This is a genomic window from Fructilactobacillus lindneri DSM 20690 = JCM 11027, from assembly GCF_002907375.1.
Taxonomy (GTDB): Bacteria; Bacillota; Bacilli; order Lactobacillales; family Lactobacillaceae; genus Fructilactobacillus; species Fructilactobacillus lindneri.
Genome location: NZ_MIYK01000020.1, coordinates 1 through 19,315, shown reverse-complemented (window position 1 = coordinate 19,315; position 19,315 = coordinate 1). Strand labels below are relative to the sequence as shown.

At 35.0% G+C, this 19,315-nt stretch carries 17 protein-coding genes; all 17 read left to right on the top strand.

The window, feature by feature from the left end; translation table 11 throughout:
• Positions 1–85: 85 nt before the first annotated feature.
• Complete coding sequence (locus BHU33_RS06920) at positions 86–886, top strand: hypothetical protein (protein ID WP_054646724.1); 801 nt, start codon at positions 86–88, stop codon at positions 884–886.
• Positions 887–1,001: 115 nt separating this feature from the next.
• Entirely contained in the window at positions 1,002–2,390 is a 1,389-nt protein-coding gene (locus BHU33_RS06915; RefSeq protein WP_054646723.1) for a UDP-N-acetylmuramoyl-tripeptide--D-alanyl-D-alanine ligase, read from the top strand.
• 168 nt (positions 2,391–2,558) lie between these two features.
• Positions 2,559–4,031: a DEAD/DEAH box helicase gene (locus tag BHU33_RS06910; RefSeq protein ID WP_054646722.1), complete on the top strand. Its 1,473-nt coding sequence runs from the start codon at positions 2,559–2,561 to the stop codon at positions 4,029–4,031.
• Between the two features lie 93 nt (positions 4,032–4,124).
• The gene (alr, locus tag BHU33_RS06905; protein ID WP_054646721.1) at positions 4,125–5,261 is read left to right on the top strand and encodes an alanine racemase; all 1,137 of its coding nucleotides are present in this window, start codon (positions 4,125–4,127) and stop codon (positions 5,259–5,261) included.
• 24 nt (positions 5,262–5,285) lie between these two features.
• Entirely contained in the window at positions 5,286–5,570 is a 285-nt protein-coding gene (locus tag BHU33_RS06900; RefSeq protein WP_054646720.1) for a hypothetical protein, read from the top strand.
• Complete coding sequence (locus tag BHU33_RS06895) at positions 5,567–5,932, top strand: type II toxin-antitoxin system PemK/MazF family toxin (protein WP_054646719.1); 366 nt, start codon at positions 5,567–5,569, stop codon at positions 5,930–5,932. The genes BHU33_RS06900 and BHU33_RS06895 overlap by 4 nt, the downstream gene beginning before the upstream one ends.
• Before the next feature lie 134 nt (positions 5,933–6,066).
• The gene (gene pth / locus BHU33_RS06890; protein WP_054646718.1) at positions 6,067–6,624 is read left to right on the top strand and encodes an aminoacyl-tRNA hydrolase; all 558 of its coding nucleotides are present in this window, start codon (positions 6,067–6,069) and stop codon (positions 6,622–6,624) included.
• Positions 6,625–6,653: 29 nt separating this feature from the next.
• Complete coding sequence (mfd, locus tag BHU33_RS06885) at positions 6,654–10,178, top strand: transcription-repair coupling factor (RefSeq protein WP_054646717.1); 3,525 nt, start codon at positions 6,654–6,656, stop codon at positions 10,176–10,178.
• 14 nt (positions 10,179–10,192) lie between these two features.
• Complete coding sequence (locus BHU33_RS06880) at positions 10,193–10,480, top strand: RNA-binding S4 domain-containing protein (RefSeq protein ID WP_054646716.1); 288 nt, start codon at positions 10,193–10,195, stop codon at positions 10,478–10,480.
• A gap of 65 nt (positions 10,481–10,545) precedes the next feature.
• The gene (locus BHU33_RS06875) at positions 10,546–10,911 is read left to right on the top strand and encodes an FtsB family cell division protein (RefSeq protein WP_054646715.1); all 366 of its coding nucleotides are present in this window, start codon (positions 10,546–10,548) and stop codon (positions 10,909–10,911) included.
• A gap of 100 nt (positions 10,912–11,011) precedes the next feature.
• Positions 11,012–11,482 carry a S1 domain-containing RNA-binding protein gene (locus BHU33_RS06870; protein WP_054646714.1) on the top strand — a complete coding sequence of 157 codons (471 nt, stop codon included), beginning with the start codon at positions 11,012–11,014 and terminating at the stop codon, positions 11,480–11,482.
• Between the two features lie 52 nt (positions 11,483–11,534).
• Positions 11,535–12,902: a tRNA lysidine(34) synthetase TilS gene (tilS, locus tag BHU33_RS06865; RefSeq protein ID WP_054646713.1), complete on the top strand. Its 1,368-nt coding sequence runs from the start codon at positions 11,535–11,537 to the stop codon at positions 12,900–12,902.
• 2 nt (positions 12,903–12,904) lie between these two features.
• Positions 12,905–13,447 carry a hypoxanthine phosphoribosyltransferase gene (hpt, locus tag BHU33_RS06860; RefSeq protein WP_054646712.1) on the top strand — a complete coding sequence of 181 codons (543 nt, stop codon included), beginning with the start codon at positions 12,905–12,907 and terminating at the stop codon, positions 13,445–13,447.
• Positions 13,448–13,515: 68 nt separating this feature from the next.
• Entirely contained in the window at positions 13,516–15,555 is a 2,040-nt protein-coding gene (gene ftsH / locus BHU33_RS06855) for an ATP-dependent zinc metalloprotease FtsH (RefSeq protein ID WP_054646711.1), read from the top strand.
• A 78-nt stretch (positions 15,556–15,633) separates the two neighbouring features.
• Complete coding sequence (gene hslO / locus BHU33_RS06850) at positions 15,634–16,524, top strand: Hsp33 family molecular chaperone HslO (RefSeq protein ID WP_054646710.1); 891 nt, start codon at positions 15,634–15,636, stop codon at positions 16,522–16,524.
• Entirely contained in the window at positions 16,525–17,547 is a 1,023-nt protein-coding gene (gene dusB, locus BHU33_RS06845) for a tRNA dihydrouridine synthase DusB (RefSeq protein WP_054646709.1), read from the top strand. It abuts the gene before it with no gap.
• Positions 17,548–17,638: 91 nt separating this feature from the next.
• Positions 17,639–19,123 (top strand): lysine--tRNA ligase, encoded by a 1,485-nt coding sequence (lysS, locus tag BHU33_RS06840; protein ID WP_054646750.1) that lies wholly within the window; start codon positions 17,639–17,641, stop codon positions 19,121–19,123.
• Positions 19,124–19,315: the final 192 nt, after the last annotated feature.

Sequence of the window (19,315 nt, the reverse complement as noted above, 5' to 3'; positions counted from 1 at the left end):
TGGCTAAATAATGTTTTTAATGTGACCTAAAGCTTCTTTCAGAGTATACTTGAGTGCAAATATAAACGAAAAAAGTGGTGAAATTATGTTATCCAATTTGATATATTTACAAATTAGTTCAACTGATGATTTTTGTATTACTTGGGGGATTTCAGCTGGGGATTTTGTAAATGGCATTAGTCAGATTCCACAAAACGTTATCTTATTAGACGGTCACATTGAACGAGCTAACAGTTACAATGCACACTCTAAATTTTCAACCATTACAGGAAGAAGTCAGGTAAAAGAATATATTATTGGAGAACATAAAAACTTTAATGATAAATGGATGGATTATCAAACTAAGGAAGGACTAGACTCGCTTAGTGATGGAGAAATTGCTGATTTGCTTTATTTTGTCCATATGGGGATGCCACGTTATCAACGAAATCCTTTTTCGGTAAAATTAGGCAATGAAATTGTATATTTAGGTGGAAATAACGGTTTTAAGCGCATTTATTTTAAAAATTTAGCCGAATTAGACCATATTGTAAAATTAAGTATTAAACGTCATTTGCGAAGTCAGCGAAACAGTAAACGGATTTTTCCGCGTCCCTTATTAATTAAAGATCTTGATAACGAGATTTTGTATGACTTGTTTCATTTAAGTAGTCGTGGGTTGATTATTCCATTTGAATTAGCACGTGAACAACATCGTCGTTTTGACATTCCGCTTTTAATTGTAAAAAAGTCTCAAGGTCAGGGAAAAGTTATCTGGGGGAATGAAACCCAGTTGCGATCCGCTACTGATCAAGTTGGAACATTAACTTATAATACTTTAAGTAACAAATGGTCGATCGAATTTAATGAACAACAAGATGAAAGAGATTTAAATGATCTAAGATAATTACGGGCGGATTAGGATAAGATACTAACCCGCTATTTTTATGGAATTTAATTTAATGATATAATTAAAATAAAAATTTTGTAAAATGATCGTATAGAAAGTAGGAGTCATATTTATGAGAATGAAACTTGATGAAATTGCTAAGGCAGTCGATGGAACTCTTAGTACTGAAAATGTTCCCGATGAATATGTGACAAGCGTAGCATTCGATAGCCGAAAGTTAGAACCAGGTTCATTGTTTGTACCCTTAGTAGGTGATAATGATGGTCATGATTATATTCAAAGTGCCATTGATAATGGAGCAGTGGGATCATTTTGGGCTAACGATCACAAAGACAAAGCTCCTACTGATTTTCCAGTTATTTTGGTTAATGATCCGTTACAGGCTTTACAGGATTTGGCCAAGTATTATTTAGCTAAAATCAATCCTAAAGTGGTAGCTGTTACTGGGAGCAACGGAAAAACAACTACTAAGGATTTGATTGCTTCGATTGTAGGAATGAAATTTAATGTAATTAAAACCCAAGGTAATTTTAATAATCAGATTGGTGTTCCAATTACAATTTTATCAATGAGTTCTAATACGGAAGTTTTAGTGGTAGAAATGGGCATGGATCATTCAGGTCAGTTAAAAACTTTGAGTAATTTAGTTAATCCTGATATTGCTGTAATTACGATGATTGGTGAAGCTCATATTGAATTTTTTGGGACTCGCGATCGAATTGCGGATGCTAAATTAGAAATCACCGATGGTTTACGTGAAGACGGATATTTTGTTTATAATGGCGATGAACCACTACTAAATGAAAGAGCTGAAAAGGTGAATGCTTTTCGAAAGACATTTGGACGTGAAGGAACTAATGACATCTATCCTACTGAAATTGAAGCAGGAGATGAAAATACAAAATTTGAAACTAATCTTTGGAATGATTATGAATTTATGATTCATTTGATTGGTGACTATAATGTCAACAACGCTTTGGCCGCTTTAGAAGTGGGGGATTTGTTAAAAATTAGTCCAAGTGATATGCGGAAAGGGTTGGAACATGCCAATCTTACTAAAAATCGAACTGAGTGGATTAAAGGTAATCAAGGGGAAATGATTTTAAGCGACGTCTATAATTCAAATCCTACAGCAGTCAAAGCTGTTTTGGCGGCCTTTGAATCAACTCATGTAGCTGGCAAACGGTTGCTCGTATTAGGTGACATGTTAGAACTAGGTGACGATTCGCAAGCTATGCATGCATCATTGGCCGATAGTATTGATCCAGATCAAATTTCTGATGTTTTTCTCATTGGAAATGATATGAAAGCTCTTTATGAGGCATTAGAAAATAAATATCAACCACAAAAAAATCTTCATTACTATCCAATTGAAAAATTACCTGAATTAGTTACGGATTTAAAGGCTGCTATTGAACCAAATGATGAAGTCCTGTTAAAGGGTAGTCATGGGATGCATTTAGAAAATGTTTTAGATGAATTAACCGGTCCTAATGACTAATTTTGTTGTTTGATTAATTTTGACTTTTGATGTAAAATAATATAGTCGTGTTAAATGAAAAAGATAAATAAATAAAGTGTAAATCAGATTTCACGCGCAATCTGGGAAACGGATTTTTTCCAAGCGGGGAATTGAATTTATTGTTATGTTTCAATAGGAGGAACACATTTGAATTTTCAAGATTTAGGACTATCAGATAGTCTATTAAAAGCCGTTGCTGATAACGGTTATACTGAACCAACTTCTATTCAGTCAGAAACCATTCCACTAACTCTTAAAGGAGAAGACGTGATTGGTCAAGCTCAGACTGGTACTGGAAAAACTGCTGCATTTGCATTGCCTATTTTACAAGGGATTGATGTAAATGATCCAAACGTACAGGCTTTGATTATTTCGCCTACTCGTGAATTAGCTATTCAAACTCAAAAAGAAATCCAAAAATTAGGTCGTGGTGAAGGAGCTCGTGCACAAGTTGTGTATGGTGGATCCGATATTCGCAAACAAATTTATGACTTAAAGAAAAAACCACAAATTATCGTTGGAACTCCTGGAAGATTGTTAGACCATATCAATCGTCATACTTTAAAACTTAATCATGTGAAGTTTTTAGTGCTTGATGAAGCTGATGAAATGCTAAATATGGGATTCTTAGAAGACATTGAGAGTATCATTAAAAATACTCCTGATGATCGGCAAACAATGTTATTTTCTGCTACGATGCCAGCTCCCATTAAACGAGTTGGGGTACAGTTTATGACAGATCCTAAACAAATTACGGTTAAGTCTAAAGAATTAACAACTGATTTAGTTGATCAATATTACGTTAAAGTTAAAGACAATGAAAAATTTGAAACTATGACACGTTTGTTTGATGTTGAACAACCTAAAGTTACAATTATTTTCTGTCGAACAAAGCGTCGGGTTGATGAAGTTTCCAAAGGGTTAATTACTCGTGGCTATAAGGCTGCTGGCCTTCACGGTGATTTGACGCAAAATCGTCGAACTCAGATTATGAATGAGTTTAAGCGAGATCAAATTAATTATCTAGTTGCAACCGACGTTGCTGCTCGTGGAATTGATGTATCTGGTGTTACTCATGTTTATAACTTTGATATTCCTCAAGATCCAGAGAGCTATGTTCACCGAATTGGACGTACTGGTCGTGCCGGACATCATGGTACTTCAGTAACTTTCGTTACTCCAAATGAGATGAGCTATCTTCGTGGAATCGAAAAATTAACTAAGGTACGCATGTTACCATTGAAGCCACCTACTGAAGATGAAGCTTTAGCTGGCCAAATGAAGTATGCTAAAGAAGATGTTGCTAAATTAGTTAAACGGACTAAAACGGAGAAATTTAGTGACGTAGCTAAAGACTTGTTAGAAAATTACGAAAGTCTTGATTTGGTTGCAGCATTATTGAATGAAATGTCTCGTGATCAAGTTAAAGTTCGTATTACTCCCGAACGTCCCCTTAAGAGTCATGGAAGTCGCGGCGGTGGTAAAGGTCGCGGAAAAGGAAGCTATCGTGGTAATCGCCGAAATAGTGGTGGATATCGCGGGAACCATGATCGCAATGGAAGTCGTGGCGGAGATAAATCACGTCGTAATAATAAATTTGTGATTAAAAACAAACATTAAATATGGAGACCTGAAAAGGTCTTTTTTGTTTCTAAACATTTTTTAATTAATGCTATAATTAAGGCATCAAAGATTAAACGAGGTAAAAAAATTATGGTAGTTGGAAGAAATCGGGATGCACAATTGATAATCGATGAGGATGCTATTTATGCTAATATTCATTCAGAAAAACAACGGTTAGCTGATGATTCTGAGATGTTTATGGTAGTAAAAGCCAATGCTTATGGACATGGAGCAGTTCAAGTTGCTCAAATTGCGAAGGAAGCGGGAGCTACCGGTTTTTGTGTTGCAATTTTGGATGAAGCTATTCAATTACGCGAAGCAGGATTTGTATCCGAACCGATTTTGGTTTTAGGGTTAACTGATCTTTCTGACTTACCATTAATTTATAAATATGATGTTTCTGTCACAGTTAGTTCAGCAGACTGGATTAAACAAGCAGCTGAACTGGGCCGACAAATGCATTTTACCCATAAAATAAAAACTTTTTTAGCATTAGATACAGGGATGGGACGAATTGGACTTCAGACGCCAGCAGAAGTGACAGATTACTTGCAGTCGCTTCATGTCGTTAAGAATCAAATTGAGTTTCAGGGCGTTTATACTCATTTTGCAACTGCGGATGAAGTTGATGATAAATATTTTGATTTCCAATTACAGAATTTTAAAGATTTAATGGCTGCAATTCCTAATAAACCTCGGTACGTTTCTGTTGCAAACTCTGCGACGAGTTTGTGGCACCATGTTACAGGTGCGAATATGATTCGCTATGGAGTTGCAGGTTATGGACTTAATCCTTCAGGAACTGCGATTGAAGCGCCATTTACATTACAACCTGCTTTGAGTTTCACTTCCGAATTGATTTATGTAAAAAAGGTGGCATCTGGACGTTCAATTGGTTATGGGGCAACTTATAATGTTGATAAACCACAATGGGTTGGAACCATTCCAGTCGGTTATGCGGATGGTGTTTGCCGCAGAATGAAAGGCTTCAAAGTTTTAATTGATGGAAATTATTGTCCAATCATCGGACGAGTTTGTATGGATCAGGTAATGGTTCGTTTACCATATGAAATGAAACTAGGAACCAAGGTAACTTTTGTAGGAACGCAAGCTGGTAAAACAATTACGCTGCAAGATGTGGCTGAATATTGTGGTACTATTAATTACGAGATTGCTTGTGGATTTTCTGATCGGTTACCGCGAGTTTATTATTCAAAAAAGAACTAGTGATTTTTCTTTGGAGGCAACACTATGACGTGTCAATACGATCATGAATTATTATCAAATTTAGAGCAAAAACAGTTGCAACATCTTTCTATTAGTTTTGAAAATAAAGTTGTCATGATTGACTGTCAGCTTTTTAATACTAATCCGATAATTAATGAAATGGTTTATGGTTATAGCTGGATGGCTAATCTTAACCAACAAATTGTTGATGAGTATTCTGCTTGTCAATATGATACGATTGAAAAATTAATTCAAGATTTTGAAGACGGAAAATTAAATGATGAAGATATGAAAGGCTGGACCCTATGAGCGAAGCGCAAATTAAACGTGGGGCAATCTTTTACGCTGATTTATCTCCAGTGGTTGGATCTGAACAAGGTGGCTTACGACCAGTATTGATCGTTCAAAATAACATTGGTAATCGATATAGTCCAACTGTGATTGTAGCTGCAATCACGGCTAAAATTTCTAAACCGCGACTTCCAACGCATGTTGCAATTTCTGCTGCCGAATCCGGGATTGAAAAAGATTCAGTGATTTTGTTAGAACAGATTCGAACAATTGATAAACAACGGCTCAAAGATCATGTAACCCATTTAAAAGATAAAATAATGTATAAAGTAGATAAAGGTTTGGCACTTAATCTGGCCCTTAATGAAAGTGTTAAGTAGTTTCTTACATAAATTAACTGAAGGGAATGAGGAGAATATCTCATTCCTTTTTTATTTACTTATCTCTGCTAACAGGTGATATACGTGTGTTACAATCAAAATGATGTTTTAAGCTGAATAAGGAGAATTTTAAAATGAAAATGATTGTTGGTTTAGGAAATATTGGAAGTAAATATGCTGGTACTAGACATAATACTGGATTTATGGCTGTTGAAGCATTCTGTGAAAAAAACGGCATTAAACTTAGTCAACAAAAAATGGATGCAATTTATGGAACTGGGATAGTTGATGGTGAAAAAGTGATGGTAGTTGAACCAACAACTTTTATGAATGAATCCGGTCGAGCAGTTGGACCATTGATGAAATTTTATAAGTTAAATTTAGATGATTTAGTAGTTGTTTATGATGATATGGATTTACATGTTGGACGTATCAGACTTAGAAATCATGGTTCTGCTGGCGGTCATAATGGAATTAAGAGTTTGATTGCTCATTTAGGCACAGATAAATTTAATCGAATTAAAATTGGAACCGATCATCCTAAACATGATAGTGTTGTTAATTATGTTTTGAGTAAATTTAGTTTAGAACAACAAGGTCCTTTAGCTGAAGCGTTGGATAAAACTGTAAATGCCTTAGATGAATGGGTGGCAGGAACTGATTCTCAAAAATTAGAAAATGAATATAATTAAGCTGAAGTTTGCAGTAGGGAAGGTATATTGTGAAACTAAATGAAACATTAAAGGAACTACCTCAGTATGAAACAATTACTGATAATTTACAGCCAGGCGTTAAACAATTAATAACCGGTACTAGTGGTTCGGCACAAAAACTACTTTTAAAGGAATTAATTAATGATCAACAGAAATCCATGATATTTGTTACCGATACGATGGATCATGCCGATCAGGCAACCAAAGCGTTTAATTCTGTGATGGATAGCAGTCAGGTTTTTGAATTCCCAGCCGAAGAATTAATTGCAGCTGAAGTAGCGACTAGTTCACCAACTTATCGATCAGCCCGAGTAAAAGCTATGAATGCCTTACAATCAAATCAGCCAGTGGTAGTGATAGTTTCTACTTCTGGATTAAAACGCTATTTACCGGAAACACATGACTTTAATGCGGCTAAATTGTCAATTGCTCTTGGTAATGATCTTGACTTAGAAAAATTGCAAAAGCAGTTAAGTAGTATGGGCTATGTTCGTGATAGTATGGTAGCCGCACCTGGGGAATTTGCAGTTCGTGGTTCGATTGTTGATATTTATCCTTTAAACTCTGAATATCCAGTGCGAATCGATTTTTTTGATACAGAAGTTGATTCAATGCGCTCTTTTGACCCGGCAACACAGCGAAGTATTAAAAATATTGAAGCAGTTAGGGTTTTACCTGCAACTGATTTTTTGCCCACATTAAAAGATCGAGAACATGGGGTTAAACGTTTATCAGAAAAGCTAAAAAAAATTGATGATGAGGAATTAACTCAAAATATTCAACAAATTATTAGTGATTTAAAGGATAAAGTAACTGATCCTAAATGGAGCGAATATGCGGAATTCATTTTTCACAAGGAAACTTCAATTTTAGATTATTTACCATCTAATGGGATGGTGGTTTTTGATGATTATTTGCGAATAAAGGATGCAGACAAACAGTTAGAAACTGATGAAGACAATTGGCGTCAATCCGTAATGCCCAATCATGAAATTTTTCTAAATCAGCGATTTAGTCTTAACCTTAAAACAATTTTAGAAGAGGACCACCATTCACGACTCTTATTGTCACTTTTTCAAAGAGGACTGGGTCGTTTAAAATTAAACGATGTTGTGGATATTAAAGTTCGTCCTATGCAGCGCTTCTTTGGGCAAATGCCGGTTTTGAAAACAGAAATAGAACGATACCAACAAGAAAAGGCAACCGTTGTCATCATGGTGTCTGACCAGGATCGGCTAGCAAAAGTATCTCAAACTTTACATGATTTTGATATTGATGTTTTACAAACTAATGTAAATGAAATAGTTCCAGAACGAGCTCAAGTTGTAATTGGAGACTTGGATGATGGTTTTGAATTACCAGCTGCCAATTTAGCAGTTATTACTGAAAATGAACTTTTTAAACGGGTTAATGAACGGAAAAAGCCACGTCGTCAAATCCGTCACCAAACTTTTACCAATGCAGAACGAATCAAAAGCTATACTGATTTAAAGCCAGGGAACTATGTGGTTCATGTTAATCATGGGATTGGTCGTTATGATGGAATGAAAACCATGGAAGTAGACGGGAAACATCAGGATTATTTAACTATTACTTTTAAAAATGATGCGCATATTTTTATTCCAGTAACTCAATTGAATTTAATTCAAAAATATGTAGCTTCAGAAGACAAACATCCCCGTTTAAATAAACTTGGCGGAAACGAATGGGCTAAGACTAAGAGTAAAGTTTCAAAAAAAGTTGATGATATGGCCGATGAGTTAGTCGATCTCTATGCCCAACGAGAAAAAGAATCAGGATTTGCATTTCCAGAGGATGATGATTATCAAACAGAGTTTGAAAATGCTTTTCCTTACACGCCCACTCCCGATCAAGTTCGTAGTTCCGATGAAATTAAACATGATATGGAACAGCCCCATCCAATGGATCGTTTATTAGTAGGAGATGTCGGATATGGTAAAACAGAAGTAGCGATGCGAGCGGCTTTTAAAGCTGTTGAAGCTGGTAAACAAGTAGCTTTTTTGGTTCCCACTACTGTGTTAGCGCAACAACACTACGAAACTTTGCTGAAGCGATTTGAAAACTTTCCAGTTAAAATTGGAGTTTTATACCGATTTAACAGTGCTAAGCAGACGAAGCAAACGTTAGCTGATTTAAAAGATGGAACTATTGATATTATTGTTGGAACTCATCGCCTTTTGTCTAAAGACGTAAAGTACAAGGATTTAGGGCTTCTGATTGTGGATGAAGAACAACGATTTGGAGTTAAACATAAAGAAAGAATCAAAGAATTAAAGAAAGATGTCGATGTTTTAACTCTCACAGCAACCCCAATCCCAAGAACCTTGAACATGTCAATGATGGGTGTTAGGGATTTGTCAGTTATTGAAACCCCCCCAGCCAATCGTTACCCAGTACAAACTTATGTCATGGAACAAAATGACGCGGCAGTAGTTGATGGGATTCGAAGAGAAATGCAACGCGGCGGCCAAGTGTTTTATTTACACAATCGGGTTAAAGATATTGAACAAACTGTTGATAAGCTACAAAAGTTATTGCCAGATGCTCGGATTGGTTATATTCACGGACAAATGACTGAAAAGCAAATGGAACAAATTTTATATGACTTCATGAATGGTGATTATGATGTTTTGGTAACGACAACAATCATTGAAATTGGGGTTGATATGCCAAACGTTAATACCTTGTTTGTTGAAAATGCTGATCATATGGGGTTATCGCAACTTTATCAAATCAGGGGTCGAATTGGACGAAGTAATCGAGTTGGACAAGCATATTTCATGTATCAGCCTAATAAAGTTTTGACTGAAGCTGGTGAAAGTCGTTTGGAGGCCATCAAGGATTTTGCAGAATTAGGATCCGGATTTAAAGTTGCTATGCGAGATCTTTCTATTCGAGGGGCCGGGAATGTTTTAGGCCGACAGCAGCACGGTTTCATTGATTCAGTTGGATATGATATGTACACCAAAATGCTTTCGGATGCAGTTAGTCAAAAGCAAGGCAAGCAGCGTAAAGTTGAAAAAACTGATGCAACAGTGGAACTTGGAATTGAAGCATATTTACCTTCTGAATATATTGAAGATCAGCAACAAAAAATAGAATTATATAAACGAATTCGTCAAATGGACAGTGAAGAGCAGTTTACTAATTTACAAAGTGATTTGATTGATCGATTCGGAGAATACCCAGTCGCAGTTGCTAATTTATTAGATGTTGATTTAATTAAGATGTTGTCTGATTATGATCTAATTGAAAAGATTCGTAAGAATAAACAGGATATTACAGTTACTATGAGTGCGATGGGTACTAAACGATATTCTAGCAAGGATATTTTACAGGCAATTTCAGTCACTAGTTTTCGTTCTTCAGTTAAAGTAGTAGATGGACGTTATCAAATTAAACTGATTGTTCAACCAACCATGAAAGATTCGGAATGGTTGTCCGAATTGAAAAAATTTGTGCAGGAACTTGCCAAAATAAGAACTAATCAAGATATTAAAAATGAAAGTTAGTTAGGAGAAAATAGATGCGAATTGATAAATTTCTTAAAATTTCACGCATTATTAAACGGCGACCAGTTGCAAAGAAAATTTCTGATCAAGGACGAGTTTTTATAAATGGTAAAGAAGCTAAATCATCCAGTAAAGTTGGGGTAGGGGATGAAATTTTAATTAAGTTTGGGAATAAAGAACTAACAGTGCAAGTTCGAGAGTTATTACAAACTACTAAAAAGTCTGATTCAGATCAAATGTATGAAGTTTTAGCCGAGAAATACGAACGAGATTATCAAAAAGAAAATGAAGAGTTATTGTAAAGTACAATTGGTTGTTGTATCATGTCTTTAGTATGATTTTTTAATTTTGTTGGGAGAGTTGTGCATTGGAAAGAAGAAGCAATGTAGCCCAGTTACATTCCGCCATGGGATCAAAAGGGCCGCAAAAACCGCGCAAAAATAGATTGATTTCAAAACGGAGACAAAAACGAGCTTTATGGATTTGTTTGGTTTTTGCAATTATTTTGTTATTTTTAGGTTTTCAACTTTTCAGTGCCAAGTCGCAACTTCATCGTGTAAATGCTGATATTAGTGAAAAAAAGGTAGAAGTAAAAAAACAGAATCAGCAGCAAAAAAAATTAAAACAGAGACAACAACTGCTCAATAATGATGATTATGTAAAAGATTTAGCCCATTCCAAATATGGATACGTAAAAAAAGGTGAAACTACTTATCATTTTGTTAATAAATAAACCTTATTTTAATTCTTAAAGAAGTTCGTTTTTGAACTTCTTTTTTGTTATTTAGTATATGTGATATAATGGCAACAATATTATTTAGGAGGAACGATTTTTGGCGCTTGAAGTTGGAGAAATTGTTACAGGAAAAGTTTCTGGAATTACTGGATTTGGGGCTTTTGTGGATCTTGGTAATCATCAAACCGGTCTAGTACATATTAGTGAAGTTTCTGATGGTTTTGTAAAAGATGTTCATGATATTTTAACCGTGGGTGATGAAGTTAAAGTTAAAGTCACTAAAGTAGGTGATGATGGTAAAATTGGTTTATCCATCAGAAAAGCAACTGATAATCATGAAGCTAGTAAACCAAAGCAGGATCATCATACAGCTCGTGATAATCATTCGGATCATCCCAGTCGCCATTCACAAAAAAATTTTGGAAGTCATAATAATCATCGCGAAAATAAAGAAGAAAAATTCGATGATTTACTTTCTAACTTCCTTAAAGAAAGTGAAAGTCGGATGTCAGTGATAAAAAAGAACACCGAAGGCAAACGCGGCGGACGTGGCGGACGTCGGAGCTAATTAGATAAAAACTAAGCTTTATAGCTTGGTTTTTTATTATGGAGGCAACCAGGTGGATTTAGATTTTCGTTTTAATACATTGGTGGAACAACAAAAAAGTTGGGGAAAAGATGAACCAATCGTGGTGGCAGTTTCAACCGGAGTTGACTCTATGGTGTTGCTTCACTTATTACAAAATTTAAAAAAGCGTTATCCTCGGATTATTGTTGCACACGTAAATCATCAACTTCGCGCACAAAGCACCGCTGAAGAACTGTTTATTCGTAATTATTGTAAAAAACATCATCTTCAATTAGAAGTAGCACATTGGCATCATCAAAAGATTAGTAGCGGGATGGAAAATAAGGCACGCGTCTTGCGATATAATTTTTTCAAAATTGTGATGCAGCAATATCATGCTAAAATTTTATTGACCGCTCATCAGCAAAATGATCAGGCAGAAACCGTGCTAATGAAATTGATTCGTTCTGGCAATTTAAATGAAGTACAGGGAATTCAAGCAGTAAGACCATTTTATAATGGTATATTATTTCGACCTTTATTGAATTTTACTCGTACTGAAATTAAAACATATGCGCAGCAACATCAGCTTGACTGGTTTGAAGATTCTACTAATCAGCAAAATATTACGATGCGTAATCGCATTCGTAATCAAATCATGCCTGGTTTAATCAAGGAAAATAAAAATGCAGTTCAACACTTAGCGGATTTTGCATATCAATTACAACGGCAAACTGTTGATAATTTAGCAATGGCTAATGATTTGTTAGAAAATGACGAGTTACAAACTGGCAAAGATTTTGTTCAATATCGACTTTTAAAAAAGCAAGCTGGTGTTAAAGAAATATTACAAGTATTGCTTTCGAAATTAACGACTAAAATTCATTTGACTGAAAAACAATTATCTGAAGTTGAAAAATTAATTAATAATTCTCAAAAACCGCAAGGTAGAATTAACCTCGAATCAGGTTTTTTGTTTCAAAAAAATTATCAGTTAATTAAATTTTATAAAAATAATAATCATCAGGACAAAATTTCACATGATTTTCCTTCCTTTATGGTAATATTAAATCACTGGTATAGTTTGCCGAATGGAAAAAGCTTTGGTGTATTTACAACCTCAAGTCTTCCAGCGCAAACTTTTTTACGTAAAAGTATCTTTTTTTTAACTTCTAATCAATTTCCTTTACAAGTTAGAAAAAGCGATTTTCATGATAGAATCAAACTAAAAAATGGTGGAAATAAAAGTGTCCGCCGCTTGTTCATTGATAAAAAATTAACTAATGAACAACGAGAAAATGCGATGTCATTAGTAGCGGCGGATGGTAAAGTTTTAGCTGTTATTGGATTCCAGGAGAGTTCATCAAAGTTATCAGCAGATTCTGAAAAATATATTTTAGTAGTAAATGAAAGGGATTAATAATGAACGACGATATCCAAAAAGTTCTGTACAGTGAACAAAAAATTCAAGATACCTGTGCCGAGTTAGGGAAAACCTTAACAACAGATTATCAAGATAAACAGCCACTGGTAATTTGTGTCTTAAAAGGTGCAGTCCCATTTACGGCAGACCTCATTAAGAGAATGAATATTTATATGGATGTTGATTTTATTGATGTTTCCAGTTATAAAGGCGGGATTTCCTCAACTGGTGAAGTTGAATTAGTAAAAGATATCGATACTGATGTTAGTGGTAGAGATGTATTATTTATTGATGATATTATTGATACTGGTAATACTTTGGAATATTTAAAAGACCTTCTAAAAAATCGTGGAGCAAAGTCAATTAAAATATGTACTTTAATGGATAAGCCAGAAGCACGAAAAGTTGACGCTATTAAAGCAGATTATGTTGGCTTTGATGTTCCTAATGAATTTTTGGTAGGCTATGGGTTGGATTATCAGGGAAAATATCGGAATTTACCTTACGTTGGTATTTTAAAACCAGAAGTTTATCAAAGGTAATAATTCGTTTCACATTAACAAAAGTGATAACATTTGTATGTTAATTAAGAAAAAGATGGAGGGCACAAATGAAAAATAATAAAAATAGACTTTTTAAAAGTAGTCTGTTTTATATCATCGTTTTTGTGTTAGCAATGGGAGTCATCCTTTTTGCAACTGGTGGAGCTGGCGGAAATTCACAGAGTCAAAAGATTCAGTCTAGTCAGTTCACTAAAGACTTAAAGAGTAACAAAATCAAGAATTTTGGGATTCAGTCTTCTGATGGTGTATATAAAGTTACAGGAGAATACCGTACTCCTCAAACGGTAAAACAATCTAGCGATGGAATGTCTTTTAAAGTTGGTCCAAAGGGCATTTCTAAAGCAGGATCATCTACCACTAAGACAAAACAATTTACTACAAACGTCTTGAAAAGTGATTCTTCTGTAAAATCAATTAGTGATTTAGCTAAGAAAAATAACGTTTCAATGAACGCTAAACCTACTCAGTCAAATGGATTTTGGTTGAACTTAATTATTTCAGTTCTTCCCTTATTAATCTTTATCTATTTATTTTATATGATGATGAAGCAAGCTGGTGGCGGAGCTGGTGGACCTGGCGGAGTTATGAAAGTTGGTAAGAGTCAGGCTAAACCGGTTAAAAGTAAGGTACGTTTTAAAGACGTTGCTGGTGAAGATGAAGAAAAACAAGAGTTAGTTGAAGTCGTAGAATTTTTAAAAGATCCAAAGAAATTTACTAGTTTAGGTGCAGTTATTCCTAAAGGTGTTTTACTTGAGGGACCTCCTGGTACTGGTAAAACATTGTTAGCAAAAGCAGTTGCTGGTGAAGCAAATGTCCCATTTTACTCACTTTCTGGTTCTGATTTCGTAGAAATGTTTGTTGGAGTTGGAGCTAGTCGTGTGCGAGATCTTTTCGCTAATGCCAAGAAAAATGCTCCTGCCATTATTTTTATTGATGAAATTGATGCGGTAGGAAGACGTCGTGGTGCTGGAATGGGTGGCGGACACGATGAACGAGAACAAACTTTAAACCAGTTGTTAGTTGAAATGGATGGTTTTTCAGGAAATGAAGGAGTTATTGTCATTGCTGCTACCAACCGTGCCGATGTATTAGATCCAGCTTTAACACGTCCTGGTCGTTTTGACCGTAAGATTTTAGTTGGTCAGCCAGATGTTCGCGGTAGAGAAGCTATTTTAAAAGTTCATTCTAAAGACAAACCAATGGGACCAGATGTTGATTTGAAAGAAATTGCTAAACAAACGCCCGGTTTCGTTGGAGCTGACTTAGCTAATTTGTTAAACGAAGGAGCTTTATTAGCTGCTCGCAGAAATAGTAAGGTTATTACTGCTGCAGATATGGATGAAGCTGAAGACCGTGTCATTGCTGGTCCTGCCAAACGTAATCGAGTTATTAGTCAACATGAACGTGAAGTTGTTGCTAATCATGAAGCTGGGCATACAATTGTTGGTTTAGTCTTAAATGATGCTCGGGTTGTTCATAAAGTTACAATTGTTCCTCGTGGTCGTGCTGGTGGATACGCAATCATGTTACCTAAAGAAGATCAGCAGTTAATGTCTAAGAAAGATGCAATGGAACAAATTGCTGGAATGATGGGTGGACGTAGTGCGGAAGAAATCGTTTTCCATTCTGAATCATCGGGTGCTTCTAATGATTTCCAACAAGCAACCCAAATTGCCCGCGCAATGGTTACTCAATATGGAATGACTGATAAATTAGGTACGGTTACTTTAGAAGATCCTAATGCAGATCCATACGCTGCACCTAAGTATTCTCAAGATACTGCAGCTAAAATTGATGAAGAAGTTAAACGATTTACTAATGAAGGTCATCGTGAAGCTCGCGAGATTATTGAATCCCACCGTGAGCAGCATAAAGCAATTGCGGATGCATTGTTAAAATATGAAACTTTGGATGAAAAAGAAATCTTGAGTCTCTATAAAACCGGTAAAATGCCAGCTAAAACTGATGAATCACCAGTAAATGAACAGGAAACATTTTCTGAAGCTAAAAAAATAATTGATGCTAAAGAAAATGAACATGAGAAAAAATTAGAAAATGAAATCAAACATCATGATTATGAAGATTAAAAATAGTAAAAGAACGCGAGCATTTATGCTGGCGCTCTTTTCGAATTTAATGAAAAAATAATTTAAGGAGATACTAGTATGAGTGAAAATGATATGTTAGTAAAAGCTTTAACTAAAGATCAGAACTTTCGAGTTTTTGCTTTAAATGCTACTGAAACAATAAAACAATCCCAAAAAAATCATCAAATGACCAGTACAACAACCGCTGCACTTGGAAGAACTTTGATTGCCAGCTTGCTGTTAGCTAATTCTGCTTTAAAAGGGAAAGAAAGTATGACGGTTAGATTAAATGGACAAGGCCCAGTAGGTGGAATGATTGTAGATGCTGATGCCCATGGTCATGTTAAAGGATATGTTCAACATGCAAATGTTAGTTTGCCTAAAACTGTTGATGATAAAATTGATGTAGCTGGTGCCGTTGGAAAAGATGGATTTTTAGAAGTCTTGAAGAATCAAGGGGGAGCCCAACCATATACGAGTAATGTACCATTAGTAAATGGAAAAATTGGTGATGATTTTGCTTATTATTTGGCAAAATCAGAACAAATTCCATCAGCTATTGGAGTTGGAGTTGACTTTAACAAAGATAACCAAGTTAAGGTTGCTGGTGGTTACTTAATTCAAACAATGCCTGGTGCAGCTGATGATGCAATTGAAAAATTAGAAATTAAGTTAAAAAAATTGCCTAGTATTTCTACGATGTTAGGAGAAAATCCTAATCCAGAATACATTTTGGATGTTTTATTTGGCAAAGATAAATTAGACATTGTAGAACATTTGCCAGTTTCATTTGAATGTAATTGTTCTAAGGAAAAATTTGCCAAAAGTATCGCCTCAATTGGGGAAAAAGATTTACAACAAATTATTGATGAAGATCATGGTGCTGAAGTAGTTTGCAATTTTTGTGGCAAACAGTATAATTTTTCAGAAGATGATTTAGTAAAAATTATGGATGAAAAGGAAAAATAAATGAATAAAGATAGAAGTTGGAAAATTGGAAATGTAAAAATTGACAATCCATTGGTTGTAGCGCCGATGGCAGGAGTAACTAATTCTGCATTTCGGTTAATTTGTAAAAAATTTGGTGCAGGGTTAGTTGTCTGTGAAATGATTTCTGATCGAGGAATTATGTATAATAATAAAAAAACGCTTGATATGGTAAATGTAGAGGCAGCTGAACATCCTATGAGTATTCAAATTTTTGGTGGAAATAAGGATACTTTGGTAGAGGCAGCTAAGTTTATTGATCAAAAGACAGCAGCAGACGTAATTGACATCAATATGGGGTGTCCTGTAAACAAAGTCGTTAAAACTGATGCTGGTGCTCGATGGCTTCTTGATCCAAATAAAGTTTATGAAATGGTATCTTATGTTACTGATGCTGTTAGTAAACCAGTGACTGTTAAAATGAGAACAGGTTGGGATGATGATCATCTTTATGCAGTTCAAAATGCCCTTGCTGCTGAAAAAGCAGGTGCAGCGGCAGTTGCAATGCATGGTCGCACGAGAGAACAGATGTACATGGGACATGCTAATTGGGAAATTTTGAAAGAAGTTGCGGATGCTTTAACCATACCTTTCATGGGAAATGGTGATGTTACAACTCCGCAAATGGCCAAACAAATGTTAGATGAAGTAGGAGTTTCTGCTGTAATGATGGGACGTGCTGTCGAAGGAAATCCATGGATTTTAAAGCAAACCAATCATTATTTAGAAACTGGTGAATTATTAGAAAAACCAAGTGTTGCTGATCAAATTCAAACTGCTAAAGATCATTTACATGGATTAGTTGAATTAAAGGGAGATTATGTTGGATCTCATCAATTTAGAGGACAAGCAGCATACTATTTAAAAGGGATTCCTCACTCTGCAAGAACGAAAGTTGCTCTCACGAGTGCTGATTCTGAAGCTGAAATGAACCAGATTATGGATGATTTTGTAGCTAAAACAGAAGCTAGAATTAAAAAAAGTAAAGCATTTGCGCATGGTTAATGAGGACTATGGTAAAATTAAATTAGTTATTTAGTTTGGAGGAATTAGTGTGGGACAAGATCCTAAGCAAAAAAGAAAACAAGAAAGACAAATGAATGATCAAATGCGGGTTCGTCGTGAAAAAATGAATGAACTTCGTGAAGAAGGAATTGATCCTTTTGGTCATGAATTTAAGCCAACTGCATTGGCAAAAGAATTAACTGAAAAATATGATAAATTTACCAAAGAAGAATTAGAAGAAAAAGATGTTACAGTTACAATTGCTGGTCGAATGGTAGCTAAACGTGGCAGCGGAAAAGTTGGCTTTGCAGATATTCTTGATCGTTCTGGAAAAATTCAAGTTTATGTTCGCAAAGATGTAGTAGGCGATGAAAACTACCATATTTTTAAACGTGCGGATATTGGTGATTTTCTAGGATTTACTGGTGAAGTGATTAAAACTGATTTGGGTCAGTTAACTATTAAACCAACTCATGTTACTTTTTTATCAAAGTCATTACGTCCCTTACCAGATAAATATCATGGGTTACAAAATAAAGAACAAAAATATCGTCAGCGTTATTTAGATTTAATTTCTAATCGTGAAAGTTTTGATCGTTTCCAAAAACGAGCTAAAATTATTAAAGCCGTGAGAAATTATCTTGATAATACTCTGGACTTTACAGAGGTAGAAACCCCTGTATTGCATCCATCTGCTGGTGGTGCTTCTGCACGTCCATTTGTTACTCATCATAATGCTCTTGATATTCAACTATATCTTCGAATTGCACTTGAATTGCATTTGAAACGTTTAATTGTTGGTGGTATGGGCCGAGTTTATGAAATTGGCCGAGTATTTAGAAATGAAGGAATGGATAAGGAACACAATCCTGAATTTACTGAATTAGAAAGTTATGCTGCATACTATGACTATCGAGATGTGATGGATGAAACGGAAGGAATCTTCAGAGCTGCTGCTAAAGTAGTAAGTAATGATGGTCTAATTACTTATCAAGGTTCAGAAGTTGACCTAGATAAACCTTTTAAACGAGTTCATATGGTAGATGCCATTAAAGAAGCAACAGGTGTTGATTTTTGGTCTTCAATGTCTGATGAAGATGCTAAAAAGTTGGCTGATGAGCATGGTGTTAAATATGAAAGCTATTGGAAAGTAGGCCATATTATTAACGCTTTCTTTGAAAAGTTTGTGGAACCTACAATTACAAATCCAACTTTTGTGTATGGGCATCCAATTGAAATTTCTCCACTTGCAAAAAAGAATGCTAAAGATCCGCGCTTTACTGATCGTTTTGAACTTTATATTTTAGGAAATGAATATGCAAATGCATTTTCAGAATTAAATGATCCAATTGATCAAAAACAGCGATTTGAAGCACAAGTTAAAGAGCGTGAAGCAGGTAATGACGAAGCTCAAGGAATTGATGAAGATTATGTAAAAGCATTGGAATATGGTATGCCTCCTACTGGTGGATTAGGAATTGGAATCGATCGATTAGCAATGTTATTAACTGATGCTCCTTCAATTCGAGATGTACTTTTATTTCCAACTATGCGTCCTGAAGAAGATAATAATTAATTTTAATCAAGTACTTTCAATTTAGTTTTGAAAGTGCTTTTTTATTTGACTTTTTTTGACCAAACTGTTGACATGGGAATTAACCGGGTGTATATTATTAATTGTCGCTTAAGGAATGGCATGTTTTTATGATTAAAAATTGAAAATAAATTTTTTAAAATTAATTGTTTAAAAATGTTTGACATTCTTTGA